Annotated in this window: 29 protein-coding genes; 14 read left to right on the forward strand and 15 right to left on the reverse strand. The window is 65.5% G+C overall.

What is annotated here, in order from left to right; genetic code table 11:
• Window positions 1-9 precede the first annotated feature (9 nt).
• Entirely contained in the window at window positions 10-918 is a 909-nt protein-coding gene (gene pdxS, locus ACQUQO_RS07545; RefSeq protein ID WP_435077362.1) for a pyridoxal 5'-phosphate synthase lyase subunit PdxS, read from the reverse strand.
• Window positions 919-1,150: 232 nt separating this feature from the next.
• Between pdxS and ACQUQO_RS07550 the strand changes: the two genes are divergently transcribed.
• Window positions 1,151-1,870 (forward strand): DUF1405 domain-containing protein, encoded by a 720-nt coding sequence (locus ACQUQO_RS07550; protein ID WP_435077363.1) that lies wholly within the window; start codon window positions 1,151-1,153, stop codon window positions 1,868-1,870.
• A 62-nt stretch (window positions 1,871-1,932) separates the two neighbouring features.
• Here ACQUQO_RS07550 and ACQUQO_RS07555 read toward each other — a convergent pair whose 3' ends face one another.
• Window positions 1,933-2,823, reverse strand: coding sequence for an HFX_2341 family transcriptional regulator (locus ACQUQO_RS07555; RefSeq protein WP_435077364.1), 891 nt, complete (start codon window positions 2,821-2,823; stop codon window positions 1,933-1,935).
• 143 nt (window positions 2,824-2,966) lie between these two features.
• Between ACQUQO_RS07555 and ACQUQO_RS07560 the strand changes: the two genes are divergently transcribed.
• Window positions 2,967-4,355, forward strand: a complete 1,389-nt coding sequence (locus ACQUQO_RS07560) for an MFS transporter (protein ID WP_435077365.1) — start codon at window positions 2,967-2,969, stop codon at window positions 4,353-4,355.
• On the opposite strand, the gene ACQUQO_RS07565 is transcribed toward ACQUQO_RS07560, so the two are convergent.
• The 8 genes from ACQUQO_RS07565 to ACQUQO_RS07600 all read right to left on the reverse strand — a co-directional run bounded on the left by ACQUQO_RS07565 (window position 4,352) and on the right by ACQUQO_RS07600 (window position 8,971).
• Window positions 4,352-4,699 (reverse strand): tRNA-binding protein, encoded by a 348-nt coding sequence (locus tag ACQUQO_RS07565; RefSeq protein ID WP_435077366.1) that lies wholly within the window; start codon window positions 4,697-4,699, stop codon window positions 4,352-4,354. The genes ACQUQO_RS07560 and ACQUQO_RS07565 overlap by 4 nt on opposite strands.
• Before the next feature lie 42 nt (window positions 4,700-4,741).
• On the reverse strand, window positions 4,742-4,960 hold the full coding sequence (locus ACQUQO_RS07570) for a hypothetical protein (protein ID WP_435077367.1): 219 nt from the start codon (window positions 4,958-4,960) through the stop codon (window positions 4,742-4,744).
• A gap of 55 nt (window positions 4,961-5,015) precedes the next feature.
• Window positions 5,016-6,350: a glutamyl-tRNA reductase gene (hemA, locus tag ACQUQO_RS07575; protein WP_435077368.1), complete on the reverse strand. Its 1,335-nt coding sequence runs from the start codon at window positions 6,348-6,350 to the stop codon at window positions 5,016-5,018.
• Window positions 6,347-7,003: a precorrin-2 dehydrogenase/sirohydrochlorin ferrochelatase family protein gene (locus ACQUQO_RS07580; protein ID WP_435077369.1), complete on the reverse strand. Its 657-nt coding sequence runs from the start codon at window positions 7,001-7,003 to the stop codon at window positions 6,347-6,349. The genes hemA and ACQUQO_RS07580 overlap by 4 nt, the downstream gene beginning before the upstream one ends.
• Window positions 7,000-8,082: a siroheme decarboxylase subunit beta gene (gene ahbB / locus ACQUQO_RS07585; protein ID WP_435077370.1), complete on the reverse strand. Its 1,083-nt coding sequence runs from the start codon at window positions 8,080-8,082 to the stop codon at window positions 7,000-7,002. Before ahbB ends, ACQUQO_RS07580 begins: the two co-directional genes overlap by 4 nt.
• Before the next feature lie 36 nt (window positions 8,083-8,118).
• Entirely contained in the window at window positions 8,119-8,511 is a 393-nt protein-coding gene (locus ACQUQO_RS07590; RefSeq protein ID WP_435077371.1) for a DUF5778 family protein, read from the reverse strand.
• Between the two features lie 68 nt (window positions 8,512-8,579).
• Window positions 8,580-8,774 (reverse strand): cold-shock protein, encoded by a 195-nt coding sequence (locus ACQUQO_RS07595; protein WP_435077372.1) that lies wholly within the window; start codon window positions 8,772-8,774, stop codon window positions 8,580-8,582.
• A gap of 2 nt (window positions 8,775-8,776) precedes the next feature.
• On the reverse strand, window positions 8,777-8,971 hold the full coding sequence (locus ACQUQO_RS07600; protein ID WP_435077373.1) for a cold-shock protein: 195 nt from the start codon (window positions 8,969-8,971) through the stop codon (window positions 8,777-8,779).
• Between the two features lie 122 nt (window positions 8,972-9,093).
• On the opposite strand from ACQUQO_RS07600, the gene uppS reads away from it, so the two are divergent.
• A complete protein-coding gene (gene uppS / locus ACQUQO_RS07605) occupies window positions 9,094-10,023 on the forward strand; it encodes a polyprenyl diphosphate synthase (protein ID WP_435077374.1) in 930 nt (309 codons plus the stop codon).
• A gap of 1 nt (window position 10,024) precedes the next feature.
• Here uppS and ACQUQO_RS07610 read toward each other — a convergent pair whose 3' ends face one another.
• On the reverse strand, window positions 10,025-10,633 hold the full coding sequence (locus tag ACQUQO_RS07610) for an undecaprenyl diphosphate synthase family protein (protein ID WP_435077375.1): 609 nt from the start codon (window positions 10,631-10,633) through the stop codon (window positions 10,025-10,027).
• Between the two features lie 240 nt (window positions 10,634-10,873).
• On the opposite strand from ACQUQO_RS07610, the gene ACQUQO_RS07615 reads away from it, so the two are divergent.
• Both ACQUQO_RS07615 and ACQUQO_RS07620 read left to right on the forward strand, forming a co-directional pair.
• A complete protein-coding gene (locus ACQUQO_RS07615) occupies window positions 10,874-12,238 on the forward strand; it encodes a DUF92 domain-containing protein (protein WP_435077376.1) in 1,365 nt (454 codons plus the stop codon).
• Window positions 12,235-12,669, forward strand: coding sequence for a GNAT family N-acetyltransferase (locus ACQUQO_RS07620; RefSeq protein WP_435077377.1), 435 nt, complete (start codon window positions 12,235-12,237; stop codon window positions 12,667-12,669). Before ACQUQO_RS07615 ends, ACQUQO_RS07620 begins: the two co-directional genes overlap by 4 nt.
• Here the strand turns inward: ACQUQO_RS07620 and dnaG are convergent.
• Window positions 12,627-14,021 (reverse strand): DNA primase DnaG, encoded by a 1,395-nt coding sequence (gene dnaG, locus ACQUQO_RS07625; protein ID WP_435077378.1) that lies wholly within the window; start codon window positions 14,019-14,021, stop codon window positions 12,627-12,629. The two genes, ACQUQO_RS07620 and dnaG, sit on opposite strands and share 43 nt — an antisense overlap.
• A gap of 183 nt (window positions 14,022-14,204) precedes the next feature.
• Between dnaG and ACQUQO_RS07630 the strand changes: the two genes are divergently transcribed.
• The 4 genes from ACQUQO_RS07630 to ACQUQO_RS07645 are packed head-to-tail and all read left to right on the forward strand — an operon-like array spanning window position 14,205 to window position 17,225.
• Window positions 14,205-14,480 carry a 4a-hydroxytetrahydrobiopterin dehydratase gene (locus ACQUQO_RS07630; RefSeq protein ID WP_435077379.1) on the forward strand — a complete coding sequence of 92 codons (276 nt, stop codon included), beginning with the start codon at window positions 14,205-14,207 and terminating at the stop codon, window positions 14,478-14,480.
• A gap of 60 nt (window positions 14,481-14,540) precedes the next feature.
• Window positions 14,541-15,161 (forward strand): HAD family hydrolase, encoded by a 621-nt coding sequence (locus tag ACQUQO_RS07635; RefSeq protein ID WP_435077380.1) that lies wholly within the window; start codon window positions 14,541-14,543, stop codon window positions 15,159-15,161.
• Between the two features lie 49 nt (window positions 15,162-15,210).
• On the forward strand, window positions 15,211-16,041 hold the full coding sequence (locus ACQUQO_RS07640; protein ID WP_435077381.1) for an MBL fold metallo-hydrolase: 831 nt from the start codon (window positions 15,211-15,213) through the stop codon (window positions 16,039-16,041).
• 50 nt (window positions 16,042-16,091) lie between these two features.
• Window positions 16,092-17,225 carry a hypothetical protein gene (locus ACQUQO_RS07645; RefSeq protein ID WP_435077382.1) on the forward strand — a complete coding sequence of 378 codons (1,134 nt, stop codon included), beginning with the start codon at window positions 16,092-16,094 and terminating at the stop codon, window positions 17,223-17,225.
• A 1-nt stretch (window position 17,226) separates the two neighbouring features.
• On the opposite strand, the gene ACQUQO_RS07650 is transcribed toward ACQUQO_RS07645, so the two are convergent.
• Both ACQUQO_RS07650 and ACQUQO_RS07655 read right to left on the reverse strand, forming a co-directional pair.
• Window positions 17,227-18,987 (reverse strand): cbb3-type cytochrome c oxidase subunit I, encoded by a 1,761-nt coding sequence (locus tag ACQUQO_RS07650; protein ID WP_435077383.1) that lies wholly within the window; start codon window positions 18,985-18,987, stop codon window positions 17,227-17,229.
• A gap of 111 nt (window positions 18,988-19,098) precedes the next feature.
• Window positions 19,099-19,509 (reverse strand): DUF6789 family protein, encoded by a 411-nt coding sequence (locus tag ACQUQO_RS07655; RefSeq protein WP_435077384.1) that lies wholly within the window; start codon window positions 19,507-19,509, stop codon window positions 19,099-19,101.
• 239 nt (window positions 19,510-19,748) lie between these two features.
• On the opposite strand from ACQUQO_RS07655, the gene aceA reads away from it, so the two are divergent.
• From aceA to rpiA, 5 genes are all read left to right on the forward strand, one after another.
• A complete protein-coding gene (gene aceA / locus ACQUQO_RS07660; protein ID WP_435077385.1) occupies window positions 19,749-20,801 on the forward strand; it encodes an isocitrate lyase in 1,053 nt (350 codons plus the stop codon).
• A gap of 147 nt (window positions 20,802-20,948) precedes the next feature.
• Entirely contained in the window at window positions 20,949-22,262 is a 1,314-nt protein-coding gene (aceB, locus tag ACQUQO_RS07665; RefSeq protein WP_435077386.1) for a malate synthase AceB, read from the forward strand.
• 44 nt (window positions 22,263-22,306) lie between these two features.
• On the forward strand, window positions 22,307-23,311 hold the full coding sequence (locus ACQUQO_RS07670; RefSeq protein WP_435077387.1) for an AIR synthase family protein: 1,005 nt from the start codon (window positions 22,307-22,309) through the stop codon (window positions 23,309-23,311).
• Between the two features lie 117 nt (window positions 23,312-23,428).
• Entirely contained in the window at window positions 23,429-24,469 is a 1,041-nt protein-coding gene (locus ACQUQO_RS07675; RefSeq protein ID WP_435077388.1) for an NADP-dependent phosphogluconate dehydrogenase, read from the forward strand.
• 3 nt (window positions 24,470-24,472) lie between these two features.
• The gene (gene rpiA / locus ACQUQO_RS07680) at window positions 24,473-25,342 is read left to right on the forward strand and encodes a ribose-5-phosphate isomerase RpiA (RefSeq protein WP_435077389.1); all 870 of its coding nucleotides are present in this window, start codon (window positions 24,473-24,475) and stop codon (window positions 25,340-25,342) included.
• A 1-nt stretch (window position 25,343) separates the two neighbouring features.
• On the opposite strand, the gene ACQUQO_RS07685 is transcribed toward rpiA, so the two are convergent.
• Window positions 25,344-26,210, reverse strand: a complete 867-nt coding sequence (locus tag ACQUQO_RS07685) for a fumarylacetoacetate hydrolase family protein (protein WP_435077390.1) — start codon at window positions 26,208-26,210, stop codon at window positions 25,344-25,346.
• Window positions 26,211-26,215 lie beyond the last annotated feature (5 nt).

Genomic DNA, 26,215 nt, shown 5'->3' on the forward strand with positions numbered 1-26,215 from the left:
AATTGGGGTTCAGACGCCGCGGCCCTGCAATTTCTCCTCTTCGGGCAGGTCGGCGTTGGCGTCGCCCTTCATGCCCGAACCGGTGTTCGTCGCGATTGCCGCGAGTTTCTCCGGGTCGTCCCAGCTATTCGTCGCCTCGACGACCGCCTCGCCCATCGCCTCGGGGTTCTCGGCCCCGAAGATGCCCGAGCCGACGAAGATGCCGTCACAGTCGTGGTACATCATGAGCGCGGCGTCGGCGGGCGTCGCGATGCCGCCGGCGGCGAAGTTCACGACCGGCAACCGACCGGCCTCGGCGGTCTCGTGGACCAACTCGGCAGGAGCCTCGATGTCGCGGGCGTAGGCCTCGCGCTCCTCGTGGCTCATCCCCTCCAGTTTGCGGATCGCGCCGCGGATGTTGCGCTGGTGGAAGACGGCCTGATTCACGTCGCCGGTGCCGGCCTCGCCCTTGGTGCGAATCATCGCCGCGCCCTCGCCGATGCGCCGGAGCGCCTCACCGAGGTCGCGCGCGCCACAGACGAACGGCGCGGTGAACTCGCGCTTGTCGATGTGGTAGTCGTCGTCGGCGGGCGTGAGCACCTCCGATTCGTCTATCATGTCCACTCCCGTGGCTTCGAGAATCTGGGCTTCCTTGGTATGACCGATTCTCGACTTGCCCATCACCGGAATCGAGACTTCATCGATGATTTCCTGAACATCGGCGGGGTCGGCCATCCGCGCGACGCCGCCGCGCTTTCTGATGTCGGCGGGCACGGCCTCCAGGGCCATCACGGCGACCGCACCGGCGTCCTCGGCGATACGGGCCTGCTCGGCGTTGACGACGTCCATGATGACTCCACCCTGCTGCATTCGGGCGAACCCGCGTTTGACGAGTTCGGTACCGCGTTTCAGCTCCTCCAAATCGGTCTCGTCGGCCATATCGTCGGTTTGGTCCGAACCCACTTAACAGTCCTCTTTGGTCGACTATCGACAGTAGGATTTATACATACACAGAAAGACAACTGAATGGACAAAATCTAATTCAAAATACGATATAGACACGGTTATCGAAGTCAGTAACGATGGCTCGCTGCGGTCGCTCGCGACCGTGTACTATCTCCGTCGTTGACCGACCAGCATCGTTTTGTCACGTCCGGCCGGTTCTCGTCCAATGGCCGAACGACGGGTCGGCCCGCTCGGTCGACTGTTCGACGGGGCGGTGCCCGACCGCGAGGCACTGCCGTGGTACGTCGCACCGGTGCCGAGAGCAATCGAGGATTTGGGGCTGCGGCTCGCGTGGCTCGTCGTTGCAGTCAACCTCGCGGGCACGGCCTTCGGGTTCTTTTACTATCGCTTCCAGTTCGGACTCGAACCCGTTCTCGCGTGGCCGTTCGTGCCCGACAGCCCGCTGGCGACGCTGTTCATCGCGCTGTCGATAGCGAGCTGGAAACGCGGGCACTCACGGGAGTGGCTGAACGCGCTCGCCTTCTTCGGCTGTCTCAAGCTCGGTCTCTGGACGCCCTACACGCTGCTCGTCTTTCATGACTCGTTTCTCGCAACCACCCCGACGTGGCTCTATCTGTTCCTCCTTTTCAGCCACCTCGCGATGGCCGTGCAGGCGTTCGTCATCCATCGCTACGCCGAGTTTCCCGTGTGGGCGGTCGCCGTCGCGCTCGCGTGGTACGGATTGAACGACCTCGTGGACTATTTCGTTCCGGTGGTAGGAACGCCCCATCACACGACCATTCCCGTCCAACCGATTGGCGAGGCCATCGGGCATGTCGTGCCCGCCCATCAACTCGTCGCGGCGGGTGCGCTCGCGCTGACGCTGCTGGCGACGTTTCTGGCGCTTGCGACACGGGTGAACAAACTCGAAGCGCGCTCGGCGTAGATGGTTACTCCGCTCGCGTCTCCCCGTTCGCGGCTTCGCCGCTCGCTGTTTCGCGGCGCTCGCTACGCTCGCGCCTCGCCATCCGCGTGTGAGCGCACCCATAGCTCGCCGATGCGCGAGAGTCGCGTCCGGTGGGACTTTCCCTGTGCGTCCTGCTCGATGTAGCCCTTGCCACCGGGGCCGAGCCTGTCGACGTTGTAGATGACCTTCGAGCGGAAGCTGTCGGTGTACTCCTCCGATAGCTCGCGCGCGAGCGCCTGTGCGAGTTCCGAGACGCTCTCGAACGGTCCATCTTCGCCGAGTTTGAACAGGATGAGTTCCTCGAACGGTTTGACGTTCGAGAAGGATGCCACGGGAATTTCGAGGATATGCTCGCCGTCGATGGCCTTCGCGCCGATGGTCGTCCCGCGTTCGTCGAATTCGGAGAGGAGGTCCTGCGCGCTCCGGAGGCGGTCTGCGATGCGGTCGTCGTCGCCAGCGAGGTCGGCGAGGAGGTCGATCTGCTTGCGGAGTTCCTCGGCGAGCTCGGTTTCGAGGTACTTCTCGGGGATCGTGTAGTAGGTGTGGATGCACTCCCTATCTTCGCTTCGTTCGACGGCGATGGAGTGGGCGGCGGTGGCGAAGGCGAAACTCACCGTCCGGGGCATCGCGCTGACGTTCGCCCACACTTCCCGGCCCGCATCGAGTTCGTCGTTGATGAGTCCGTAGGCCTGTTCGAAAGCGCCGTCGTAGTCGTAGACGTCTTCGACGACGAACCGCTCGGTTTCGGCCCCGAGGAGGTTCGTGAAGTCCTGTTCGAGTTTCGACGCGAGCTTGCGGGAGTATTCGACGTTCGCCTCGCTGCCGACCGCTCCCTCCAGAAGAATCACCCTGTCGACGTCGAACTTGTCGCGGACGAGCGGCGCGATGAGCCGGTCGTAGTCGAAGCCGACGGGCACGATGTGGGTCTGCATATTCGGCCTATCCGTGAACGACGAATAAGCGTTGCCGAGTCGTTTTGAAGGAATATATTCTTCAAATATTACCACTGAAGCCGAAAGATGCGTAGAGTTAAATGGGTTGGGTGTTGTGCGTTCGATAGGAGTAATCGAACACGATGGATGGCAACAACGCGGCCACCGTTTCCGATGTACTGGACGAAATCCCTGTTGGAGCCTTTCACCGGCGCTTGCTGGCCATCTGTGGCAGTGCGTGGGCCTTCGACGGGATGGAGGTCATCATTATCAGCTTCACCCTGCCCGTACTCATCGGGGCGTGGAGCCTCTCCGGCCTCGCGGCAGGGCTTTTGGGCGCGGCGAGCCTGATGGGGATGGTGCTCGGCAACTGGGGGTGGGGCTGGTACGCCGACCGCTACGGACGGAAGGCCGCCTTCCAGTGGACGGTTTTGACCTATTCGCTGTTTGCGGGACTGACGGCGCTCGCGGTCGGCTTCTACTCGGGCTTCGTGCTTCGTTTCCTCACCGGCGTCGGGCTCGGCGGCGCGCTCGCGGTCGATACCTCCTATCTCTCCGAACACCTCCCGACCGAGCGCCGTGGCCGCTATCTGGTCTATCTCGACGCCTTCTGGCCGCTCGGCAACATCCTCGCCGTGGTCCTCGCGTGGGTCTTTCTCTCGGCGCTCGCGACCGGCGGCACCGTCGCTGTCCCCCTCGTGGGTGCGGTCGCGGGCTGGCGGCTGCTGTTCGTGAGCGCCGCGTTGCCCGCGCTGCTCGTGTTCGTCATTCGCTCGCAGCTCGACGAGACGCCGTATTTCCTCGCTCGCGTCGGAAAAATCGAGGCGGCCAACGAGCGTCTACGGGCGATTGCGGAGGAGAACGGCGGGAGTTACGAACCGATTGACGGGGATGTGAGCGTCCGACCGGCCGCCGATTTCTCGCGGCTGTTTGCACCCGACCTCCGCCGGCAGACGCTGACCATCGCGGCCGCGTGGTTCGCCATCAACTTCGGATATTATGGGGTGTTCATCTGGCTGCCCCAAACCGTCGGCGCGGCGGGCGTGGTGGGCAACGTCTACGCCTACTTCGTTCTCATCGGTGTCGTCCAGATTCCGGGCTATTTCAGCGCAGCCTACCTCGTCGAGCGGGTCGGCCGCAAACCGACTCTCGGCGCGTATCTCGTCTGTTCAGGTCTCTTCACGTTCGTTTTCGCTGCCGCGATGCCCGGTGTGAACGTTCTGGGACTCGGACTCGCTGGTTTCTGGTCCTTCTTGGGAGGGCTGCTTGCCGCCTCCTTCTTCACGCTCGGCGCATGGGGAGCCATCTACGCCTACACGCCCGAGTTGTTCCCCACCGAGGCACGGGCCACGGGGAACGGCTTCGCGGGCGGAGTGGGGAAGATCGCCGCCGTCATCGGCCCGATTCTCGCCGGCGCGCTCGTCTCGTCGGGCTACCTCCTCGCGCTGGTCCCGCTCGCGGTGGCGTTCGTTCTCGGCGGTATCGTCGTCCTCGCCTTCGGCCGCGAGACGATGGGCGAACAGCTCGCCTAGTAGACGCGCGTTCCGTTTTCGACCGGGCGCTCGGGCTGGAGGTGGACCACGCCCTCGCCGTCGTCCGCATCGACGCCGGTCACGAGACACTGGCTCTCGAAGCCCGCTATCTGCACGGTACCGAGATTGACCACCGCGACGACCTGTCGGCCGAGCAGTTCCTCGTGCTCGTACATCGTCAATCCGGCGGCAGACTGGAGCGTTTCGTCGCCGAAATCCACGTCGAGCTTGTACACGTCTTTTCTGGCTTCGGGGAACTCTTCGACCGAACGGATTTCACCGATACACATCTCAACGTCGTCAAGGAAGCGTGCCGGGTCGATGTCGGGTTCGTCGATGCCCATGTGCCATCCGTCGCCGCCCGCCGTAAGATGCTATCGGTCGTCTCACACACCGTGAGTCGTGTTCCGAATCCCGGCGTGGCCGAGGGCGAACAGGCTCGCAACGACCCAACAGACGAGGACTGCGCCGGCGAGTCCCTCGGGCACCGCTGTGATACCGGCGACGAGACTCCCGACGAGCACGAACGTGACGACACTCAGTCCGCGGTAGAGACGCCGCAGCCAGCCCAACACCGGATGGTCGCGTTCGGTCGTGGATGCCATATGTTGACAATGGCACCGACGACGAAATAAATCTTGCCCCGACCGCGGCCGCCACTCAGTCGTCGAGATGCTCGCGGACGGCCGAGGCGAACGCGTGCTGCGTTTCGGATGGAATCTCGTTCGGGTCGGGAGTCGAGGGGGCGTCGTCGGCGTCGAAGGTCGGGTCGAACAGTCTGAGTGCGCTGTTGATGGTCGTCCAGTCGTCGGCCTCGGCGGCGTCGCGCAGGCTCTTCGTGGGCGCGGCGAGCAGTTGACTCACGAGCGTGTCCCCCAGCGACTCGACGACCGCGCGCTGGTCGTCGGTCAGCCCATCCGTATCGAGCTTCGAGAGCGCCCGCGAGAGTTCGCGTTCCTTCATCCGCTCGGCGTTCTCGTACATCGCCGCGATGACCGCGTCGGCGCGCTGGCGCTTGTAGCGGGCGAGCAGGTTGTCGAACTCGCGGTCGATCATCGCCTCGACCCGTTCGGCGGCTGCCTGCCGACGCTCGCGCGTCGCCTCCGTGACGGATTCGAGTGCGTCGAGGTCATAGTGGTTGACGTTCGGCAGTTCGGCGGCGGCCTGTGGGGCGTCGCGCGGCTGGGCGATGTCGATGAGCAGCGTCTCACCGGCTGATTCGAGCGCCGCGCGGTCGAGCACGGGGCCGGGACTGCTCGTCGCCGAGACGACGACGTCCGCCAGCGACAGCGCCTCGGACAGGTCGTCCAGCCCGAACGCCGCGCCGTCGGCAGCGACCCGTTCGGCGACGTGTGCGGCGGTCTCTTCGGTGCGGTTCGCGACGAACAGCTGCTCGACCGATTGGCCGAGCGACTGTGCCGCGAGCGTGCCCATCTCGCCTGCGCCGACGACCAGCCCCGTGGCATCGTCGAGACTTCGCTCCTTGCCGGCGAGGCGTGCGGCGGCGCTGCCGAGCGAGACCACGCCCTCGTCGATTTTCGTCTCGGTGCGTGCGCGCTCGCCGACGTGGATGGCCTTCTGGATACCCGCCTCGAACATCGGACCAATGGCTCCGACCGCCAGCGCGTTCGCGTAGGCGTCCTGCAACTGGCCGAGGATCTGGTCCTCGCCGAGCACGAGCGACTCCAGCCCGCAGGCGACCCGCATGAGATGGCGCAGGCTCTCCTCGTGGCCGAGTTCGCGGACGATTTCGTCGGGGCTGTCGGCGACGGCGGCCGCAAGGCTCTCGCTTGCGTGCTCTGGGTCGTCGGCGACGGCGTACAGTTCGAAACGGTTGCACGTCTGGAGGGCGAATGCCTCCAGAATCCCCTCGTGGTCGAGCAGCGCTTCGACGGTTGCGCGTTCGTCGCGGTTGCAGGCCGCCTCGATCTGCTCGACGCTCGCGCGCTGGTGGGCGATGCTCACACCGGAAATAACCCCGGTGGCAACAGTCATGGTTCGTTTCCCTCCGAAAGCACGTCGCTGATCACCGATTGGGCCTCTTGGGCCGGATTATGAGTTCCATCACCTAAAGCCTTCCAAACTCGCTCGGAGCGAACTACCGCCCGGATGGCCGCCCGACGCGCCGCCGGTGGCGTGTCCGCCCGCAATTGCTCGCGCAACCCCCCGGTGAGCGTCGCCATCGCGCCCGCGCCGGCGAACTCTTCCTCGAAGCGCTCGCGCAGATACCGACTAAGCGCCGGACTCGCCCCGCCAGTGGCGACCGCCAGCACAACGGGGTCGTCGCGGACGGTTGCCGGCACGACCACGTCGTGCTGACCGCCGTCGCTTCCCCCACTCCGGTCGGCACGGTTCAGCAGGCAGCCGTGTTCGCGTGCTGCCCGCGCCACGGCGTCGTTGACCGCCTCGTCGTCAGTGGCTGCGACCGCGAGCGCCGGGTCGGCCCGCTCGAACCAGTCCGTGATGTCCGCGGGCGTCGGCGCGGCACGCACGCGCTCGCTATCGCCGAAATCGTTGTCGACAAAGGCCGGACTCACCACCAACACCCGTGCCTCGCGCGCGAACCGGCGAGCCTTGCGCGCGCCGACCGGTCCGCCACCGAAAACCAACACTGCCTGTCCCACGAAGTCATGCAGCAGTGGTATCATTCGTTGGGTACTTCATCCGTGTTCGCGGCGGCACGCTCGTCCATGCGAATGCCCGTCTTCTTCAGGATGCGCGTCGAGAACAGGGTGTCCCAGTCGTCCTTCCCAACCGCGAAGAACTCCTCCATCCGCTCTCTCACCTGCTCGATGCGGCGCTCGCTCTCTTCGACCGAGCGGCCGTGGGTCATCGCGAAGAAGTTGTACGGCCAGACGCCCTCGTGGCGCGGGCGCTCGTAGCAGTGCGTGACGAATTCGAGGTCGGCGATGGCCGGTCCCACAGTCGAAACGAGGCCGTCGGGAACGTCCCAGACGGTCATCCCGTTCTCGGTGTAGCCCAACGAGTAGTGATTCGGCACGACGCCCACCCGTCGAACTTTCCCCTCTGCGAGGAATCGGTCGACCGTTTCGATGACCCACTCGACCTCAGCGCCGACGGCTTCCGCAACGTCCGCATAGGGCGTCTCGGTGAGCGGCAACCCACCCTGCAACTCGATGACGAGGTCGCGCTCGGCCGGCGTCAGCGATGTTCTCCCGCTGGGTTCGACAGTCGGTCCTCGATGCGAGAGGTCGAGGTCGCCGTCCGAAACGGGACCGTCGAGCAGGAACTTCGCCTCGACGCGGAATTCCTGTTGTTTGGGAAGATTGTACGTTTCCTGTCCGGTTTCCTCTTCGATTTCGCCGAGTACCCGTTCGACATCCTCGTCGTCAGCTACTGATACGACGAACCACATGTTCAGGTGGGGATGGTCGCGCTCGTAGTTGTGCGCGACCTCGCGGTGGGCGTTCACCTGTTCGGCGATTTCATCGAAACGCTCCTCGGGGGCGTGCATGGCAACCAAGGTGGCCGTGCCGCCGATGGCCTCGGCGTCGATGAGCACGCCGAACCGCGAGAGCATTCCATTCTCGTCGAGCAACCGAATCCGTTCAAGCAATTCCTCGCCAGTAACCTCGATACCGCGCTCGGAGAGGGCATGCGCGGCCGGTTCGAACGGCCGCTCGACGACCGGAAACCCGCCCTGAAAGGCATTCAGGATGGCGCGGTCACACTCGTCGAGCGCGACCGTGGCGTCCGCATCACTCATATCCGCTTTCGGCCCGCACCGGGCATAAACGCCTCGCTATTCCGGAACACCCGTCACCTCGTAGCTCTCGGCCCGGAGGTCCTCAACGATTCCCTCGTGGTCGGCGCTGGCCTCGTAGTAGAAGACCACGTCGTAGGTCCCCTCCCGGAGGAGCTGCTGGCACTCCCAGACGAATTCATCATTTTCGATGGTCAACCCTTGATGCTGATTCAGGCCGAACTCGGGGTCGTCGGTACCGGAATAGACGTAGGTGTCCCCGACCGCTGCGTGTGCGGCGATAGTGTCCCCGATTTCGATGGTCGCCCGGTGGAGCATACTCTCCTCGCTCGAATCGTATTCGGTGTGGACGATGAGCCCCTGTAGCTCGATGTCGCCGGGTTCGAGCAGTGCTTCGGTCCGTCGCCGGAGTTCGTCGTCGATGTCGCTCATACCCGTCGCTCGCACCCGAAAAAGATACGCTCCTCGGTCCGCACCGCGCCGAGGGCTGAAAATTCGTGTTACAGTCGTTCGAGGTTCTCGGCGCGCGGGCCTTTGTCGGCCTGCACGATATCGAACTCGACTTCCTGCCCTTCCTCCAAGTCGGGGCCACCGACGTCTTCCATGTGGAAGAAGACGTCTTCGTCGGCTTCGTCGCTCTCGATGAAGCCGTAGCCGCCCGTGTCGTTGAAGAAATCGACTTGTCCTTCCGCCATTTTTACAGCCGCTCCAGGTTCTCCGCCCGCGGTCCCTTATCAGCCTGCACGATGTCGAACTCTACCTCCTGTCCTTCCTCCAAGTCGGGGCCGCCAACGTCTTCCATGTGGAAGAAGACGTCCTCGTCCGCTTCGTCGGTCTCGATGAAACCGTAGCCGCCCGTGTCGTTGAAGAAGTCAACCGTACCTGACGCCATTGCACTCGGTTCGATGCACCCGCTACATAAAAACCTGCGCAATGTCGCCCGTCCCTGTCGCCGCCTCGCACGAACGCGCGTGTCAGAAGATTCATTTCACTCCCCCGAGTTACCTCCACAAAATGGTCTCGCGCACGCATGGTCTGTTGAACCGAACCTACGAGCGCCTGCTGGAGCGCGAAATCGACGGCGCACCCACCCACGTGGCCGTCATTCAGGACGGCAATCGTCGGTACGCCGACGAACACGGCAAGGACGCCGCCGACGGCCATCGCGCCGGTGCCGAGACCACCGAGGCGGTCCTCGATTGGTGTGCCGACTGTGGCGTCGAGGAACTCACCCTCTATACCTTTTCGACGGAGAACTTCGACCGCTCGGCCGACGAGCGCGAGCACCTCTTTTCGCTACTGGACGAGAAACTCCACGAGTTCGCCGACGCCGAGCGCGTCCACGAGCAGGAAGTGCGGATTCGCGCCATCGGCGAGACCGACCGACTGCCCGAGTACCTCCGCGAGACAATCGACTACGCCGAGGAGCGAACTGCGGCGTACGACACGCTTCAACTCAACATCGCGCTCGCCTACGGCGGGCGGACCGAACTGTTGGGTGCGGCGCGCGAGGCCGCCCGCGCGGTCGAGGCCGGCGACCTCGCGCCCGGCGACGTCGACAGCGAGGAAATCGAGCGCCGCCTCTATTCTGGTCCCGCGCGCGACGTGGACCTCATCATCCGCACCGGCGGCGACGAGCGCACCTCGAACTTCCTGCCGTGGCACGCAAACGGCAACGAAGCCGCCGTGTTCTTCTGTACGCCGTACTGGCCTGCCTTCGCCAAGAAGGACTTCCTGCGGGCGATTCGGACCTACGAATCGAGGGAGCAGTCGTGGCGGCGCACCCGCGCGCGGCGCGCGCTCGCCTTGGTGCGGGCGGTCGGCGGCGCGGAACTCGACGAGGCCCGCGCCATCGTCGAACGCCTCCGGGAGTACCTACCTCGGGGTGAACTCGAAACGGTCACCGACGAGACGGGCGACCGCGAGCCGACGACGGCCGACTGACCTACTGGCCGTACCGACGCTGGCGGCTCTGATAATCGCGCAGCGCCCGGAGGTAGTCCCGCTTGCGGAAGTCCCGCCAGTTCACGTCCGTGAAGTGGAGTTCGGAGTAGACCGACTGCCAGATCATGAAATCCGAGAGTCGCTCCGCGCCGGTTTTGATGACGAGATCGGGGTCGGTCGGGAACACTAACCGCTCTTCGATGGTTTCGGCGTCTATCTCCTCTGCGGCGAGCGTCCCGGCCTCGACGGCGGTGGCCGCGCCGCGGACCGCCGCCGCGAACTCGTGCTTGCCGCCGAGACCGATGCTCACGTTGATGGGTGCGTCGGCGCGTTCGGCGTCGTCGGGTCCCCGGACGGCGAGTTCGCGCGGCGCGTCACAGCGCTCGAACACCCGGCGGATGGCCGGCACCGCGCCCGTATCGAGCACGCTCACGTACACCAGCACGCAGTCGGCTCCGTACTCGAAGGCCCACTCGAAGAACTCCTCGACCGTGCGGTAGGCACCGTCTTCGAGCAGGTCGCGTTCGGTGATGACGACCGCGACACAGCCCGGCAGCGGGGCCGCGTTGCGGCGGATGCGAGCGGCGAGATAGCGGTCGTACAGTCCCACGATTCGACGAAACAGCCGGCTACTCTAAGCTTTCACGACTTCCCGCCACCGTACCGCGACAGCCACACCCTCCCCAACCGATTCGCTCCGTTCGTTTCACTCGCGTCGCTCATCCCTCGCGCGAGTCGTCCGCTTCGCGCACTCCCGCGCGCCACGGCGGTTGATTTCGTTCGGGGATGGCTGTGGGCCGTTCGCTGGCGGCTTCGGGAGCGTTAAGTAGCCATCGGGAAAACGACGGTCGTGACGTGGCCACTCCGGCGGGCGGGCGCGTTCGCGTTCGTCGGCGCACTCGCCCTCGCTGCCCCGCTGTTGGGACCGGCCGCCGCCGCCCCCTTCGTGGTCGTCGCCGCGTTCGCGGCCTTCGTCGTCGAGGATGGGCCAATGTTCGACCTGTTCGCCCGGCCCGGCGACCACGAGGAGCAGACGCTCTACGGACTGGCGGGCTTTTCGCTCGCAGCGGCCGGTCTCGCGCTGTTCGTCCCCCTCTTTTCGATGCCAACCTACGTGTTCGTCGCCAGCGTGCTCGTGCTCTCGGGCGGTAATCTTGCGGAGGCGGCGGCCCGGCAGCGCTTTCACGAACCCATCGCCGCCACGGCCGCGTTCGTTTTCGGGGGTGCGCTCGCGGGCGTGGTCGGCCAGCTCGTCGTCGGACTCACCGTCCCCGCACCGACGCCCGCGCTCGCGGTCTTCTTCGCCGCGAGTGCCGCGCTGCTCGGCGCGCTGGTTCGCCTCGCGCTGTTCGTCCGTGACGACCCGCTCGCCCTGTTCTCGATGGGACTGCTGCTCTGGCTGCTGGCCGCGCTCGAACCGACGATTACCCCAATCGGTATCGCGCTCGCACTCGCAGTCACGGCCGGTTTCGGTGCGCTCGCCTACGCGCTCGACACCGCGTCGATCACCGGAATGGTGACGGGCGTGCTCGCGGGACTGTTGATGGTCGTCCTCGGTGGGTTCGGCTGGTTCGCCCTGCTCATCGTCTTCTTCGGCGGCGGCGGGCTTGCCGGCAAGTTCCGCTACGAACAGAAGCGCCGGCGCGGGCTTGCCGAGGGCAACGACGGCGCGCGCGGCAGCGCCAACGTGCTCGCGAACTCGGCGGTCGCGCTCGGTGCCGTGTTGGCCTACGCCGCAAGCCCGATGCTTTCGCTGGAACGGTCGGTTTTCACGTTCGTCTTCGCCGGCTCGCTCGCCGGGGCGATGGCCGACACGCTGTCGAGCGAACTCGGCGGCCTGTTCGACACGCCGCGACTCATCACGACGCTCGAACCCGTCCCCCCCGGAACCGACGGCGGCGTGACGTGGCAGGGTGCCGTCGCCGGACTGTTCGGTGCGGCGCTCATCGCCGTGCTCGCCGTGCCCGTCCTCGCCGTCTCACCGACCGGCGCGCTGGCCATCGCCGTGGCGGGCGTCGCCGGCATGGTCGTCGATAGCCTGCTCGGTGCACTGTTCGAAAACCGCCGAGTCGACGAACTGTTCGCGGGCGCGCTTGCCGGACTCGCACTCGGCGACCGCCGCATCGGCAACCAGACCGTGAACTTCCTCGCCACGCTCACGGCCGCGCTGGTCTGTGCAGCGCTCGCCGCGGCCATCGGTCTCGCGGCACTATGAGCCACATCCGAGAGGCAACGCCCGACGACCGCCCGCGATTGCTCGCCATTCAGGCGACTTCGCTCGAATCGAACTGGCCGACACTGCTCGAAACGGCCATCACCGGCCCGGCGACCGTGCTCGTGGCCGGCCACACTCCCGTGGGCTACGCGCTCGCGGTCGGCACCCAACCCACGCATCTCGCCGAACTCGCCGTCGCTCCCGGCCACCGCAACGCGGGCCACGGCTCGGCACTTCTGCGGGCCATCCTTGGGAGGAGTGAGGAGTGTCGGCTCACCGCACGCGCCGACGACGAGCGCGCGCGACGGTTCTACGAGCGTCACGGCTTCCGGGTCGAATCCTACCTTCCTGACCACTACGAGAATGCCGATGGCGTGGCGATGGTTCGTCAGGCCGATTCGTCGGACGCCGCCGTCCCGGACCGAAACTGAGCGGCGGTTCGCACACGCACGTCCGTCGGTCGCTTGACGAACTCGCCCGTCGAGCGCGCGACGACCTGCTCGACGCCGCGCTGGGCGGCCACATCGAGCACGCGCTGGTCGAGTTCGCCGTCCATCACCACCGCCACGGGCACCGCCGACGCCTCCGCGATGGCGTCGAAGGTCTCCTCGGTCGGTATCTCCGCTATCAGTCCGAATTCACCGTCGAGAAGTCGTGTCTGTTCCGTTTCGTCGTCGATGACGCCACGAACGTGTGCGCCGAGCGTCGCCGGTTCGTCCGCCTCGTCCGTCGATTCGTCGGTGGGTTCTTCGGTCCCGTCCGTCGATTCGCTCGGTTCGCCCTCGCCAGTCGGCTCGTCGAGCGACTCATCTCCGGCGTCCGGTGCGGGCGGACGGGTCGCCGACGGCGAGACATCGTCGGCGGTCGGTGTCCCCGGCTCCGAAACCGCTGGGTCGGCCGTCGCCGGTGTGACGTGGTCGGTCGCGGGCGCGGGCCGTGCGCTGCCGTCGGTGGCGGCGACGGCCTCGCGTGGGTTGCCCGCCTCGGCGACGAGTTCGTGAGTGACCTTCCCGCGCAGCGCCTCGTGGACCTCCTCGTGCGAGAGGTCCTCGACGCTTTTGCCCGTGGGTGCGACCGCGACGTAATCGACGTCGCCGACTTGGGCGAGTTCCTTCAGGATGAGGTCACCACCGCGGTCGCCGTCGAGAAACGCCGTCACCGTGCGCTCGCCCGTGAGGTCGGCCACGGCGTCGGGCACGTTGGTCCCTTCGACGGCGATGGCGTTTTTGATGCCGTATTCGAGGAGGGTAAGCACGTCCGCACGGCCCTCGACGACGACTATCGCGTCGCCGTCGGCGACGCGCGGTCCCGCGGGGAGTCCTTCATAACTCTCGATGTCGCCGGTGCGCACGCTCTCGCGGACCTGTTCGACGAGTTCGGCCGAACTCATCGTGCTCTCCTCGAAGGCTCCGAGCAGCCCTTTCGCACGCTCGACGACCTCGCGGCGTTTCGCGGCCCGGACGTCCTCGATGCGCTCGACATCGACTGTCGACCGGCAGGGACCGATGCGTTCGATGGTTTCGAGCGACGCCGCGAGGATGGCGGTTTCGACCCTGTCGAGACCGCTGGCGATGGTGATGCGCCCGAACGATTGGCCGTTCTGGGAGTTGATACTGACGTCGATGCGGCCGACTTTCGAGGACTGCTGGAGCGTCCGTAGATCGAGGTCAGTTCCCAACAGCCCCTCGGTCTGGCCGAAGATAGCGCCGACGACGTCGTTGCGCTCGACCACCCCATCGGCGGTGACGTCAGCGTGAATCAGGTATTTGTCCGTGTCCTCCATGGGTGATGATTTCCCCCTGTCGGGGTCGGTCTGTGATCGTGATGAACCGCGTCACTGATACGTTTCATACTGGTCTGCCTGAACGGATATACCTACCGCCATGCGATTCCATCGCCGTCCACCAACCCAAAGCGGGCGTTCGAACGGCCAACGTTTATTGGTTCGCCCCCCGATAGCCGACGTATGGCCGACGTTCTGACCGACGGGGAGATCGACGAGCGCGCACCCGAGGGATGGCACCACGCGGACGACGAGATCGTCCGCACCTACGAGTTCGACGAGTACCTCGATGGAGTGGCCTTTGCGAGCGAAGCCGCAGAAATCGCCGACGAGGAGGTCCACCACCCCGAAATCACGATTCGCTACGACGAGGTCGAAGTCAGTCTGACGAGCCACGAGGAAGGCGGCGTCACCGACCAGGACATCCAGATGGCCGAGCGCTTCGACGACGTCCGCTGAGCGGTGTGCGCGACGGCGGCAGAACAGCTATCCGTTCGGGCATCATAGGATGTGAACCCGATGGAGCTTCCCCAGTACGACTTCTGGCTGTGCGACCTCGACGGCACGCTCGTCGACGTCGAATGGACCTACGTCCGCCGTGTGTTCGACCGCGTGGGCGAGCGTCTCGGCTACGCCTTCGACGACCGCGAGGCGCACACCCTCTGGCACGGTCTCGGCGGCTTCCGTGACCAGCGACTCCGCACGTTGGGATTCGACCCCGAGCACTTCTGGGAGACCTTTCATGCCGTCGAGGACCCGGCGGCCCGTGCGGCGGCGACCTTCATCTACGACGACGCCGCCGCCTTTCTCGCCTCGCTCGACGTTCCCGTGGGGGTCGTCACCCACTGCCAGCGCTATCTCACCGAACCGGTCCTCTCGGAACTCGACCTCCGCGGACGGTTCGGGACGGTCGTCTGCTGCACGGGACAGATCGGCTGGAAGCCCGACCCTGAACCCGTCCGGCTGGCGATGAACGAGATGGGCGTTACCGGTAAGGGCGCGCTCGTCGGCGACGGCCCACAGGACGTGGGCGCGGCGTGGAACGCCGGTCTCGACGGGATTCACCTCGAACGCCACGGCCACGAACGGCGCGGGCGCTGTGTCCGTGGCGACCACCGCATCACGCGATTTCCCGCCTGAACCGGCCGCGGACCGGGACCTTTAGGCGACTCGCTCGCCCCGTATCGGTATGGTCCATTCTGATTGGAACGACTGGCTCCTCGACGACATCGCCGTCGCCGACCCCGACGGCGTTGCCGTCTGGTATCTCGGCTGTAACGGCTTCGCGCTCACCGACGGCACAACGACGCTGTTCATCGACCCGTACCTCGGTACGGGCGACCCGCCCAGAACTGTGAGGATGATTCCCGTCCCGTTCGACCCGGCGGATGTCGCGGCGGCCGACGCCGTTTTCGCCACCCACGAACACACCGACCACGTTCACGGTCCCTCGCAGGCACCCATTCTCGCAAATTCGGGAGCGACCTTCCACGCGCCGGCCGACAGCATCGCGGTCGCGCGCGACGAGGAACGCTGGACCGACGAGTGGGACGTCTCCGCGGACCAACTCGACGAGATAGCCGACGGCGATACCGTCGAAGTCGGCGATTTCGCCGTGACAGTCGAGACGGCCCACGACCCCGACGCGACCCAGCCGGTGAGCTACGTCGTCGAGCACCCGGCCGGAACCTTCTTCCACGGCGGCGATACGAAACCCGCAGCCGAACTGGAGACGATTGGCGAGCGCTACGACGTCGACCTCGGGGCGCTCGCCTTCGGGTCGACAGGAAAAATCCCCGACAAGCGAACTGGGGAACTGACCGAGAAGAACTGGTACTGCGACGAAGACGAAATCGTCGAAACCGCGGGCCAGCTCCAACTCGACCGACTGCTGCCGACCCACTGGGACATGTGGAAGGGGCTGACGGCGGACCCGACCGCGCTCCATCCGCATGTCCGTAGCTACGAGCATCCCGAGCGCCTCGAAATCGTCGAGATCGGCGACCGGGTCGAACTCTGAGCCAGCGGGGGCCGCTGAACGTTTAAGAGGGTCGTGGCCGATTGGCCACCATGAGTGACGCAGACACGCCGGAACGAACCGTCACCGAGGACGGCATCACCCTCACGAAATCCTACGAGACCGACGAGTTCCCCGTCCCGACCGTCGAGTTCCGCGTGCGCTCCGAGCGCGAGGACGATGCGATGGTCCGACTGGCCGACACCGTTCCCGACGGTATCCCGTCCGGCGACCTCGGATTCCACCCCGACCACGGCGGCGATGACTGGACAATCGAGGGCGACAGCGCGGTCTTCGAGCGTCACATCGCCTCCGGCGAGGAGTACCGAACCGTCTACGGAATCCGCACCGACGACCACGATGTCGACCGGTTCATGACCGACCCCGAACTCGACGTCAGCGGTCTCGGCAGCGATACCGGCGATTCTGCGGGCACCGCCGACGATACCGACGCCGGGGACCGGACGGGAACCCCCGACGCGACGACACCGGGTCGCGACAGCAGCCAAGCCGCCCGCGACGTCATCGCAGGCGAGGACGTTCCCGGTCTCGACGACGAGAACACCGCCGAGGCGGTCGACATCTCCGGAGCCGGGTCGGACCCAACTCGTGGAACCGAACCGACCGAGGCGGATGCAGGGGCTGGCACGGGTGCGGCGGGTGGCGGACAGACACGCGAGGCGCGTGTCGGCGTTCCCGAGGGTGGGGTCGGGGCGGCGCTGGCGGCCGAACTCCGCAACGGCGAGCTCGCAGAGAGCGACCGCGAACTGCTCGCCGAAGAACTCGATACCGACGGCGCGAGCGGTGAGGTTCGTTTCAGTCACCTCCAGTCGCGCATCAGCGACCTCGAAGCCTACACCGACGCCCTAGAGGAGTTCATCGACGAGCACGGGCCGGCCCGCCAGCTCATCGAGGACCTGACCGAGCAGGTCGCGGACATCGAGGACGAACTCGCAGCGCTCGACGAGCGAACGAGCGAGACCGAGGCGGCCATCGAGCGCCTCGAAGCGGCCATCGAGACGAACGCCGACGATATCGACGCGCTCGACAGCGACATCGACGACGCACAGACCGAAATCGACGAGACACGGGCGTCGGTCGCGGACCTCCGGGCGGACATCGACGCCATCGAGGAGTGGCGCGGGCGGATTTCGAGCGTGCTCGGCGATGTCTCCGACGGGGAGTGAGTCAGTCGTCGGCCCGCTCGTCGTCGGTGCCGTAGCGTTCGTCGAGTTGCTCCTCGAACCACTGCCACTCGCGGGTGAAGGCGTCGTCGCGCTTGAGGTCCCAGACGTCGGCGTCGCGGACGGGTTCGCCGACGCGGTAGGACTGGACCATGTTCCACAGCCACAGCAGCACGCCGACGCCGATGATGAACGCGCCGACCGAGGACACCTGTTGGAGCGTAGCGAACTGTGCGGGGTAGTCGGCGTACCGCCGCGGCAAGCCGAGCGCACCCATGATGAGCATCGAGCCGAACGTCAACGGCACGCCGAGGATGGTGAGGCCCGCTTGCAGGCGTGCGAGACGCTGGTCGTACATCCGTCCCGTGATGATGGGATACCAGTAGTAACTCGCTGCGAGCATCATCATCACGATGATGCCCATGATGATGAAGTGGAAGTGCCCGACCACGTACTGGGTGTCGTGGTAGACGAGGTCGATGGGGATGGCGGCCAGAAAGACGCCCGTGACGCCGCCGATGATGAACGTGCCGATGGAGCCGACGGCGAGTATCATCGGTGCAGTCAGGCGAATCCGGCCGTCGTACATCGTCGAGAGCCAGTTGAACACCTTCACCGCGCTCGGGACCGCGATGGCCAGCGAGACGAACATGAAACTCGCCCGCACGCGCGGGTCGATGCCCGTCGTGAACATGTGGTGCGCCCACACACCGAACGAAAGCACGCCGATGGCGAGCGTCGAGTAGACGATGAAGCGAAAGCCGAACAGTTTTCGACTACTGAACTTCGGGAGGATGGTACTCACGAGTCCTGTGGCGGGTAAGAAGATGATGTAGACCTCGGGATGGCCGAAGAACCAAAAGAGGTGCTGCCAGAGGATGGGACCGCCACCCTCGACGAGGTAGAAGGCGGTCCCGAAGTTGCGGTCGAGCAGCAGCATGATGACCGCGCTGCCGAGCAGGGGAAAGGCGAACAGGACGATGCCGCTGGTCGAGAGCATCGTCCAACTGAAGATGTCGACGTCGGGCCAGCCGATGTCGTCGCCACGCTCGGCCACGACGGTGACGATGAAGTTTATCGCGCCGAGGGTGGTCGCGATGCCGCTCAGATGCAGTCCCAACAGGAGGAGGTCCACCTGCGGATTGGCCGTCTGAATCGACAGCGGCGTGTACAGCGTCCAGCCGGTTTCGGGGGGATGGAGCGCTTCGAGAAAGGGGATGTGGATTCCGACCGTCGAGAGAATCTTCCCGAGCGCGTCGGCCGGCAGACCCGCCCGTGCCAGCAGCAGCGACGGCGGCAGCAGCCAGAAGCCGATGGCGTTGATGCGCGGGAAGGCCATGTCCTCGGCGTCGAGCAGGAGCGGCAGGAAGTAGTTCCCGATGCCGAAAAACACGGGTGTAGCGAAGAAAAACAGCATCGTGATGCCGTGGGTGGTGAAGAGACCGTTGTAGGTGGCCGCGGTCCAGACGTCCGCCGGCGGCGTCAATAATTCTGTGCGCATCATCATCGCCTCGGTACCGCCCCACAGCGCCGCCACGGTCCCGAAGACGAGATAGAGGATGCCGATGTCCTTGTGGTCCACAGTGGTGAGCCAGCGCAACAATCCGGCCTGTTTCTCCTCGTACTTAGTGGAGGTCTCGCCGCCGGAGAGATAGCCGCCGTCGGACCGGGCAGGCGAGGACCATCCCTTCGTGCGAACGAACTGCGTCCCGAGCGCGACCACCAGCACGCCGAGGACCGCCAGCGCGACGCCGCCCCCGATCATGGTCGAATCGCTCCTGCCGGTCGTCGGTCGAAGGCCATGGCGGGGGTACTCGACCCCGGGGCATAAACGTGGCTTCCCCCGTCGGTTTGTCCGGTTTCGTCCGGTCGCCGTCTATCCCGCGAGGCGACCGTAGACGCTGCCGAGCACGAAGCCGTAGGCGAGGTGGGCGAGCAGCGAAAAGCCAACGTAGATGACGAGTATCGGTCCCGCGATGGTCCCACGACCGACGGCGACGAAGACGACCCCGATGACGCCGGCGAAGACCACGGCCCGGGCGGCGGGGTCGGGACCGAGCGGGAGGTACTCCTCGACCGCGACGAACAGCAGCGGCCAGCCGACGGCGGTGAGGACCGCAAACAGCGCGATGGCGAGCACTGGCCGTCCGGAAATCCCGAGAAAGCGAGCGATGACGCCCGCGACCGAGAGCGCGCCGCGCGCCTGCGTGTCGAGAACGAGCAGGAAAAACCCCAACACGAACGTCCCGACGACGCCGCCGCCGACCGCGCGCAGCGCCCTGTGCATGAGCGACCTCCGCCGGGCAGACGAAAAAGTCCGGCCATCCGCGTCGGTCTCGGTGGACCCCGTGCTAACGTCCGACATTTATATTCGCTAATTGCTTCCGCATTCGGAAAGGCCTCTAAAGAATATTATCATGATAGACCATAACAGTTTTTTACCGTCCCGGTATCGGTGTCGATGCGGCCGGCGAGCGGGTCGCGCCCTCCCCGAGATGGGGTCCGCTCGCCGCCACGAGACCAACCATGCCAACGCCGAAAGAACTCATCGGAGACACGGACGTCTTCACGAAGGACGTCGACAACCCCGCAGCCCGCGAGCTGCGCGAAATGCTGGACGAACAGGACTACGTCTTCGCACCGGGGATGTACCACGCCCTCGATGCTCGGCTCGCGGAGATGGCCGGCCACGACGCCGCCTACATGAGCGGCTACTCGACAGTGTTGGGCCAGTTCGGCTTCCCCGACCTGGAGATGGTCACGATGACCGAGATGGTCGAGAACGCAAAGCGAATGGTCGAAGCCACCAACCTCCCCGTGATTGCGGACTGTGACACGGGGTATGGTGGCATCCACAACGTCCAGCGCGCGGTCCGCGAATACGAGAAGGTCGGCGTCGCCGCAGTCCACATCGAGGACCAGGTGACGCCAAAGCGGTGTGGCCACATCGCGGGCAAGCAGATCGTCTCCCGCGAGGACGCACAGGCGCGCTTCGAGGCTGCCGTCGACGCGAAACAGAGCGAGGACACGGTCATCATCGCCCGGACGGACGCCTACGGCTCCGCCAACGGCGACTGGGAGGAACACCTCGAACGCGGCCGGCTGTACGCCGACGCGGGCGTCGACATCGTCTGGCCCGAGATGCCAGACCCCAGTAGGGAAGACGCCGTCGAGTACGCCGAGACCATCCACGAGACCCACCCGGACCTCGACCTCGCGTTCAACTACTCGTCGTCCTTTGCGTGGTCCGAACAGGACGACCCGCTCACCTTCGAGGAGCTTGGTGACCTCGGCTACAGCTACCAGTTCATCACGCTGTTCGCGCTGCACTCCGGTGCTCACGCCGCCTACGAGGACATGAAGAACCTCGCGGAGAACGCCGAACAGGGCCAGTTCGACCTCGAAGAGAAGTACCTCGACCACGAGACCGAGAGCCATCACGAACTCTCCTTCGTCGATAAGTTCCAGGACATCGAGATGGAGTTCGACCCCGAAGCGCGCTCGCGCATCGAGGGGTCGGAGGGCTTCTCCGAGGACGAACGCGACCCGCTAACCGCCGAGGCCGACGGCGACGACTGAACGTCCGGGCGGCGTTCGCCGTTTCCGACCGAAACAAACAGTACCCCATCGACCGACACGGCGAACGTCACATGCCAACCGACGGCAAGCGAACGCACAGTCAGCCAGCGACGCCCGGCGGCGTTACAGCCACCAATTGAAATACAGATGACACAGAGACACGACGAGCGACTCCACGAGCGGAAGTTCGTGCGGACGTTTTTCACCTCCCCCACCGCAGTGGAGGGCGAGGACGATTCGGCGAAGATGATAAAAAGTGCAAGCGGGCTGCGGGGCATGCAGGCACCCGATGTGTGGGTGCCGGACAACGAGGACGCCACCGCCCCCTCGATGCGCGACGAGGGCGCTCGCAATATCATCGACGTCGTCGCCGAGAACGGCGCGGACTTTCCCGGAGAAATCCATCCACGTGTGGTCTGGCACCGGGACAGTCCCTCGACTCGGTATCAGGGCTTCGAGCGGATGCTGCGGATAGCCGACCCCGCGGAGGGGGCTATCGAGCACTTGGACGGGTTCGTCATCCCGGAGGTAGGTGGCATCGACGACTGGAAGAAGGCCGACGAGTTCATCACCATCGTCGAGAACGAACACGGCCTCGAAGAAGGTTCGATTGCGATGTCGGTGATCATCGAGAGCGGGCAGTCCGAGTTGGCGATGGGGCAGTTGCGAGAGGAGATGGGCAAGCCCACGAACAACCTCGAACGATTGTTCATGCTCGTGGATGGCGAAGTCGACTACACCAAGGACATGCGCGCCATCACGCCCACAGGTAATTTGCCGCCGTGGCCCGAACTCCGCCACAACACCTCCCGCGGGGCCAGCGCCGCCGGGTTGATTGCGGTCGACGGTCCCTACGACGACATCCGTGACGTCGAGGGCTACCGCGAGCGGATGACCGCCAACCAAGCGAAGGGGATGACCGGCATCTGGGCGCTCACGCCCGGGCAGGTCGTCGAGGCGAACAAGTCGCCGCTGCCGCCCGAAACCGGCTACTGGCTGCTCGACGACGGCAGCCAGCAGGTCGAACTCGAACGTGATGGAGAGAGGGAAATTTATACTGGTGAGCGTGTCTCGCTCGACGAGAGTGGCGACGGCTACACCCTTCAGGTGGGTAGCGACGAGCAGCACCTCGACGAGGAGGAGTTGCGCGAGGAACTGCTCGACATGGTCGAATACGTCCCGAGCATGGACGACATCGTCGACTCGATGGAGCAGTTCGAACAGGCGCGCGATGCCGGCACCGGCGCGATTGCGATGGAGCGGGCCGCCACCATCGAAATCGACGGCATCGACGTCGACGTCAGCAACGACCGGATGTGGGACGAAGCGACCTATCAGGCCGCGATGACGCCCGTGACCCTCTTCCAGGACGTCCACGAACACCGCCCGGACCAACACGACGACCTCGAAGAACTCTACGGTACCGATGTCGTCGAGCGCGCCACCAACGTCGGGGACTAGTCGGAATCGAACACCGTTTTTATCGGCGCGCGAGTATCGCCGCCATGCCAGCATACGGGAAGGTCGATGGAGCCTTTTTCGAGGAGTACATCTACCCACATCTCGGCGCGGAGCGCGAGGAAGTTCGGCTCGGCCCACAACACGGCGTCGATTTCGGGGTCATCGAACTCGACGAGCGCTCGCTGGTCGTGGCGACCGACCCCATCTCGATGCTCCCGGAGCTGGGTTTCGAGCGGGCGGGCCGGTTCGCCTTCGAGGTCGTCTGTGCTGACGTTGCAGTCTCGGGCCTCCCGCCGGCGTATCTGTCGCTGAACTTCACGCTCCCGCCGTCGGTGACCGACGCGGAGTTCGCCACCTTCTGGCGGGCGTTCGACCACGAAGTGAACGATGTGGGTGCGAGCATCGTCGCGGGCCATACCGCTCGCTACGAGGGCTGTTCGTACCCATGGGTCGGCGGCGCGACGGTGATGGGTGTCGGCAGCGCGGACGACATCGTTCGCCCGGACGGCGCACGACCCGGCGATTCCCTCGTCTTGACGACTGGGCCGGCCGTCGAGGCGGTCGGCCTGCTGACGACGCTGTTCGGCGACGAGATGGACCTCCCCGAGGAAACGCTCGAAACGGCCCGCGAGCGCCTCGACGACGCGCGGGCCGTCCGCGACGCGCTCGCCGCCGCTGCCGCCGGCCCGGTGACGGCGATGCACGACGTGACCGAGGGTGGACTTCGGGGCGCGCTCTGTGAGATGGCCGCGAGCACGGACGTGCGCTTCGAGGTCGAACGTGAGAGAGTGCCGATGCGTCCCGGCGTCGAAGCAGTCTGTGAGTATCTCGATATCGACCCGTGGGCGGCGACCAGCGCCGGCACGCTCCTGCTCGCGGTCGATGCGGGTAGAGTCGAACCCGTCCTCGACGCGCTGGATGCACGCGGGACGACCGCCGCCCTCGTCGGGAGTGTCGCCGAGGGTGCCGGGGCGTACGTCGACGGCGAGCGGGTCGAACCACCGGACGGGGACCCCTCGTGGGACGTCTATGCCGAATACGCCGAGTGAGAGCCGTTGCTGACGAACGCAGGCAACACTACTATATCCTCATGCTTCGAGGAACGAACGAGCGGTGAGAGCCGCGGTATCGACGGGACAGACGACGGCAATCCACAGCACACATTCATGTCAGACACAGACCTCGAACTCGCCATTGTGGGATTGGGAAAGATCGGCGGCAACCTCGCCCAACAGGCCATAGAGAAGGACGTTCGCGTGGTCGGTCTCGATACGGCCGACCGGCCGGAACTCGAAGAGAAGGGCGTCGAAGTTCACGACGCGGGCGAATATGAGACACTCGCCGACGAACTCGACGCACCGCGGGTGGTCTATCTCTCCCTCCCTGCCGGTCCGCTCGTGGACGACGAACTCGACGACCTCTTGGAGCATCTGGAGGAGGGCGACGTCGTGATGGACGGCGGCAACTCCTTCTGGCGCGACTCGATTCGCCGCGAGGAGCGCGCGTGGGACGACGGAATCTACTTCCTCGATACGGGCACCAGCGGCGGGCCGCCACGCGCCAAAGAGGGCGTCTGCTTCATGGTCGGTGGCAAGCAGGACGGCTTCGATATCGCCGAACCGTATCTCGACCTGCTCTCGGTCGATGGGGGTCTCCTCCACGTCGGCCCGCCGGGCAGCGGTCACTTCGTCAAGCTCGTCCACAACGGCATCGAGTTCGGCATGCTCCAGTCCATCGCCGAGGGCGTCGAACTCTTAGAGGCGGGCCAGTTCGACCTCGACATGGCCGACGTCTTCCACAACTGGTCGAACGGCGCGGTCATCGAGAGCTGGTTGGTCGAACTCATGGAGAAGGGCCTGCGCCACGAGGACCAGCAATCGGATGCACCCGACTTCGAGGACATACCGAATTACGTCGAGGACACCGGCGAAGTCAATTGGCTCGTGAGCGAGGCCTACAAGGGTGAGACGCCGATTCCCGTCATCAGTCAATCGGTCACCGAACTGTTCAAGTCCCGTGGCAACCAACGCCACGCCTACCGGGCCATCGCGCTGATGCGCCACGGGTTCGGCGAGCATCCCTTCGGCGAGGCCGAGGGCATCGAGGACGAACGCCTGCACGGCCGCGTCGACAACGAAGCCCGTCACGACCTCCGTGACGAGGGCGATGTCGACCCCGTGGGACCGCTCGCCGACGAGGAGGACTGAGCAATGGCAAAGGAATTCATCGACGACGAGAACGACGTTCACGTCTGGGCCGAAACCGAAGACGAAACCGTCGAGAGGGCGCGCGAGGAACTCGATGCGGCAGGCGTCTCGCTGGCCGACGACGAAATACGCGACCGCATCGAAGTCATCCCATCGCCGCGGCGCATCAAGAGCGGCGCGGGGGGTGTCTTCGACGAGCGCCGTCGCCGGGGTGGTGAACGAACGGCTCAGGAAATCGTCGAGAGCGGGATGGACGTCGGTCTCGGCACCGGCAGCACGACCGCGTGGGCGGTCGCCGAAATCGGCCGGCTGCTCCGCGAAGGAGAACTCGAAGACGTCCGCGGCGTCGCAACCTCCCTCCAGAGCCACGAACTCGCCAAGGAGGTGGGCATCCCGCTCGTCAACCTCGACGAGGTAACGGAACTCGACGTGACCATCGACGGCGCGGACCAATATTCCGAAGACGAACCCACAGTCATCAAGGGCGGCGGCGGCGCACACGCCCGCGAGAAAATCATCGACGCGATGGCCGACAGGCTCGTCATCGCCACCGACGAGGAGAAGGCCACCGACCCGCTCGACTATCCTGTGCCTGTCGAGGTGATGCCAGACGCACGCGAGGTCGTCGCCGAAGACCTTCGGGAGGTGGGTGGCGACCCGGAACTCCGGATGGCCGAGCGCAAGGACGGCCCCCTGTTCACGGCGAACGGCAACCTCGTCATCGACTGTGATTTCGGCGGGCTCGACGACACCGCAGGGACCGCCCGCGACATCGAGAAAATACCGGGTATCCTCGAACACGGCATCTTCCTCGACATGGTCGACGATGTGTATCTTGGCACTGCCGAGGGCGTCGAGACGGTTTCGTTCTGAGTCAGACGTTCGTTACCCCGTTTTCGAGGCGACCGACGTTCTCGATGTCGATGGCTATCTCGTCGCCCGATTCGAGCGTGGACTCCTCCGGGACGAGCGACGTGCCCGTGAGGAGGACGGCGAGTTCGGGTGTCGCGTTGTGGTGGTTCAGATACGAGACCAGTTCGTCGGGCGAGCGCACGAGTTGGGAGGTCGAGGTGCTGTCGTCGAACAGCACCTCGCCGTCGCGCTCGATTGCCATCGAGAGTTCCAAATCTTGCGGATCGCCGACGGTTTCGGGCGAGGCGATAGCTGGACCGATGGCACAGCAGCGGTCGTAGATCTTCGCCTGCGGGAGATAGAGCGGATTCGACCCCTCGATGGAGCGGCTGCTCATGTCGTTGCCGACGGTGTAGCCGACGATATCGCCGCGATGGACGACGACGGCGAGTTCCGGCTCGGGCACGTCCCAGTCGGAATCACCACGGATTCCCACCGTCTCGCCCGGTCCCACGGTCCGGGAGGCGGTGGCTTTGAAGAATATTTCCGGCCGGTCGCCCTCGAAGACGTCCTGATAGAGTTCGCCGCGACCGCTCTCCTCCTCGCGGGCGTCGCTGCTGACCTGATAGGTGACGCCGGCGGCCCACACCTCGTCGGGAACGGCAGGCATCGCCGCGCGCGCTTCGACCGAACCGGCATCGAGCAGCGGTGCGTCGTCGACCACCGTTTCCGCGACGCCGTCGATGCCCGTCCCGAGCACGTCGGCGACGTTCGCCAGCGCGGCAAAGGAATCGAGCCCCTCGCGGGCCGCGGTGAGGTCGTAGGCCTTCTCGTCGTCGCGGGCGACGAGTCGCGCCGCACCGTCCTCGACCGTGCGGTAGTAGCGCATATCGG

Source organism: Halococcus sp. AFM35 (assembly GCF_051195015.1).
GTDB lineage: Archaea > Halobacteriota > Halobacteria > Halobacteriales > Halococcaceae > Halococcus.

Bases quoted from the DNA above. Each gene is read 5' to 3' on its own strand.
- pdxS (WP_435077362.1), bottom strand. From the start codon at position 918: ATGGCCGACGAGACCGATTTGGAGGAGCTGAAACGCGGTACCGAACTC.
- ahbB (WP_435077370.1), bottom strand. From the start codon at position 8,082: ATGAGTGATGCGGACGCCACGGTCGCGCTCGACGAGTGTGACCGCGCC.
- ACQUQO_RS07635 (WP_435077380.1), top strand. From the start codon at position 14,541: ATGGAGCTTCCCCAGTACGACTTCTGGCTGTGCGACCTCGACGGCACG.
- uppS (WP_435077374.1), top strand. From the start codon at position 9,094: ATGGTCTCGCGCACGCATGGTCTGTTGAACCGAACCTACGAGCGCCTG.
- aceA (WP_435077385.1), top strand. From the start codon at position 19,749: ATGCCAACGCCGAAAGAACTCATCGGAGACACGGACGTCTTCACGAAG.
- ACQUQO_RS07595 (WP_435077372.1), bottom strand. From the start codon at position 8,774: ATGGCGGAAGGACAAGTCGATTTCTTCAACGACACGGGCGGCTACGGC.
- aceB (WP_435077386.1), top strand. From the start codon at position 20,949: ATGACACAGAGACACGACGAGCGACTCCACGAGCGGAAGTTCGTGCGG.
- ACQUQO_RS07590 (WP_435077371.1), bottom strand. From the start codon at position 8,511: ATGAGCGACATCGACGACGAACTCCGGCGACGGACCGAAGCACTGCTC.
- ACQUQO_RS07580 (WP_435077369.1), bottom strand. From the start codon at position 7,003: ATGATACCACTGCTGCATGACTTCGTGGGACAGGCAGTGTTGGTTTTC.
- ACQUQO_RS07655 (WP_435077384.1), bottom strand. From the start codon at position 19,509: ATGCACAGGGCGCTGCGCGCGGTCGGCGGCGGCGTCGTCGGGACGTTC.
- ACQUQO_RS07645 (WP_435077382.1), top strand. From the start codon at position 16,092: ATGAGTGACGCAGACACGCCGGAACGAACCGTCACCGAGGACGGCATC.
- ACQUQO_RS07630 (WP_435077379.1), top strand. From the start codon at position 14,205: ATGGCCGACGTTCTGACCGACGGGGAGATCGACGAGCGCGCACCCGAG.
- ACQUQO_RS07560 (WP_435077365.1), top strand. From the start codon at position 2,967: ATGGATGGCAACAACGCGGCCACCGTTTCCGATGTACTGGACGAAATC.
- ACQUQO_RS07565 (WP_435077366.1), bottom strand. From the start codon at position 4,699: ATGGGCATCGACGAACCCGACATCGACCCGGCACGCTTCCTTGACGAC.
- ACQUQO_RS07670 (WP_435077387.1), top strand. From the start codon at position 22,307: ATGCCAGCATACGGGAAGGTCGATGGAGCCTTTTTCGAGGAGTACATC.
- ACQUQO_RS07600 (WP_435077373.1), bottom strand. From the start codon at position 8,971: ATGGCGTCAGGTACGGTTGACTTCTTCAACGACACGGGCGGCTACGGT.
- ACQUQO_RS07620 (WP_435077377.1), top strand. From the start codon at position 12,235: ATGAGCCACATCCGAGAGGCAACGCCCGACGACCGCCCGCGATTGCTC.
- ACQUQO_RS07675 (WP_435077388.1), top strand. From the start codon at position 23,429: ATGTCAGACACAGACCTCGAACTCGCCATTGTGGGATTGGGAAAGATC.
- dnaG (WP_435077378.1), bottom strand. From the start codon at position 14,021: ATGGAGGACACGGACAAATACCTGATTCACGCTGACGTCACCGCCGAT.
- ACQUQO_RS07685 (WP_435077390.1), bottom strand. From the start codon at position 26,210: ATGCGCTACTACCGCACGGTCGAGGACGGTGCGGCGCGACTCGTCGCC.
- ACQUQO_RS07550 (WP_435077363.1), top strand. From the start codon at position 1,151: ATGGCCGAACGACGGGTCGGCCCGCTCGGTCGACTGTTCGACGGGGCG.
- ACQUQO_RS07640 (WP_435077381.1), top strand. From the start codon at position 15,211: ATGGTCCATTCTGATTGGAACGACTGGCTCCTCGACGACATCGCCGTC.
- ACQUQO_RS07555 (WP_435077364.1), bottom strand. From the start codon at position 2,823: ATGCAGACCCACATCGTGCCCGTCGGCTTCGACTACGACCGGCTCATC.
- ACQUQO_RS07650 (WP_435077383.1), bottom strand. From the start codon at position 18,987: ATGATCGGGGGCGGCGTCGCGCTGGCGGTCCTCGGCGTGCTGGTGGTC.
- rpiA (WP_435077389.1), top strand. From the start codon at position 24,473: ATGGCAAAGGAATTCATCGACGACGAGAACGACGTTCACGTCTGGGCC.
- ACQUQO_RS07570 (WP_435077367.1), bottom strand. From the start codon at position 4,960: ATGGCATCCACGACCGAACGCGACCATCCGGTGTTGGGCTGGCTGCGG.
- hemA (WP_435077368.1), bottom strand. From the start codon at position 6,350: ATGACTGTTGCCACCGGGGTTATTTCCGGTGTGAGCATCGCCCACCAG.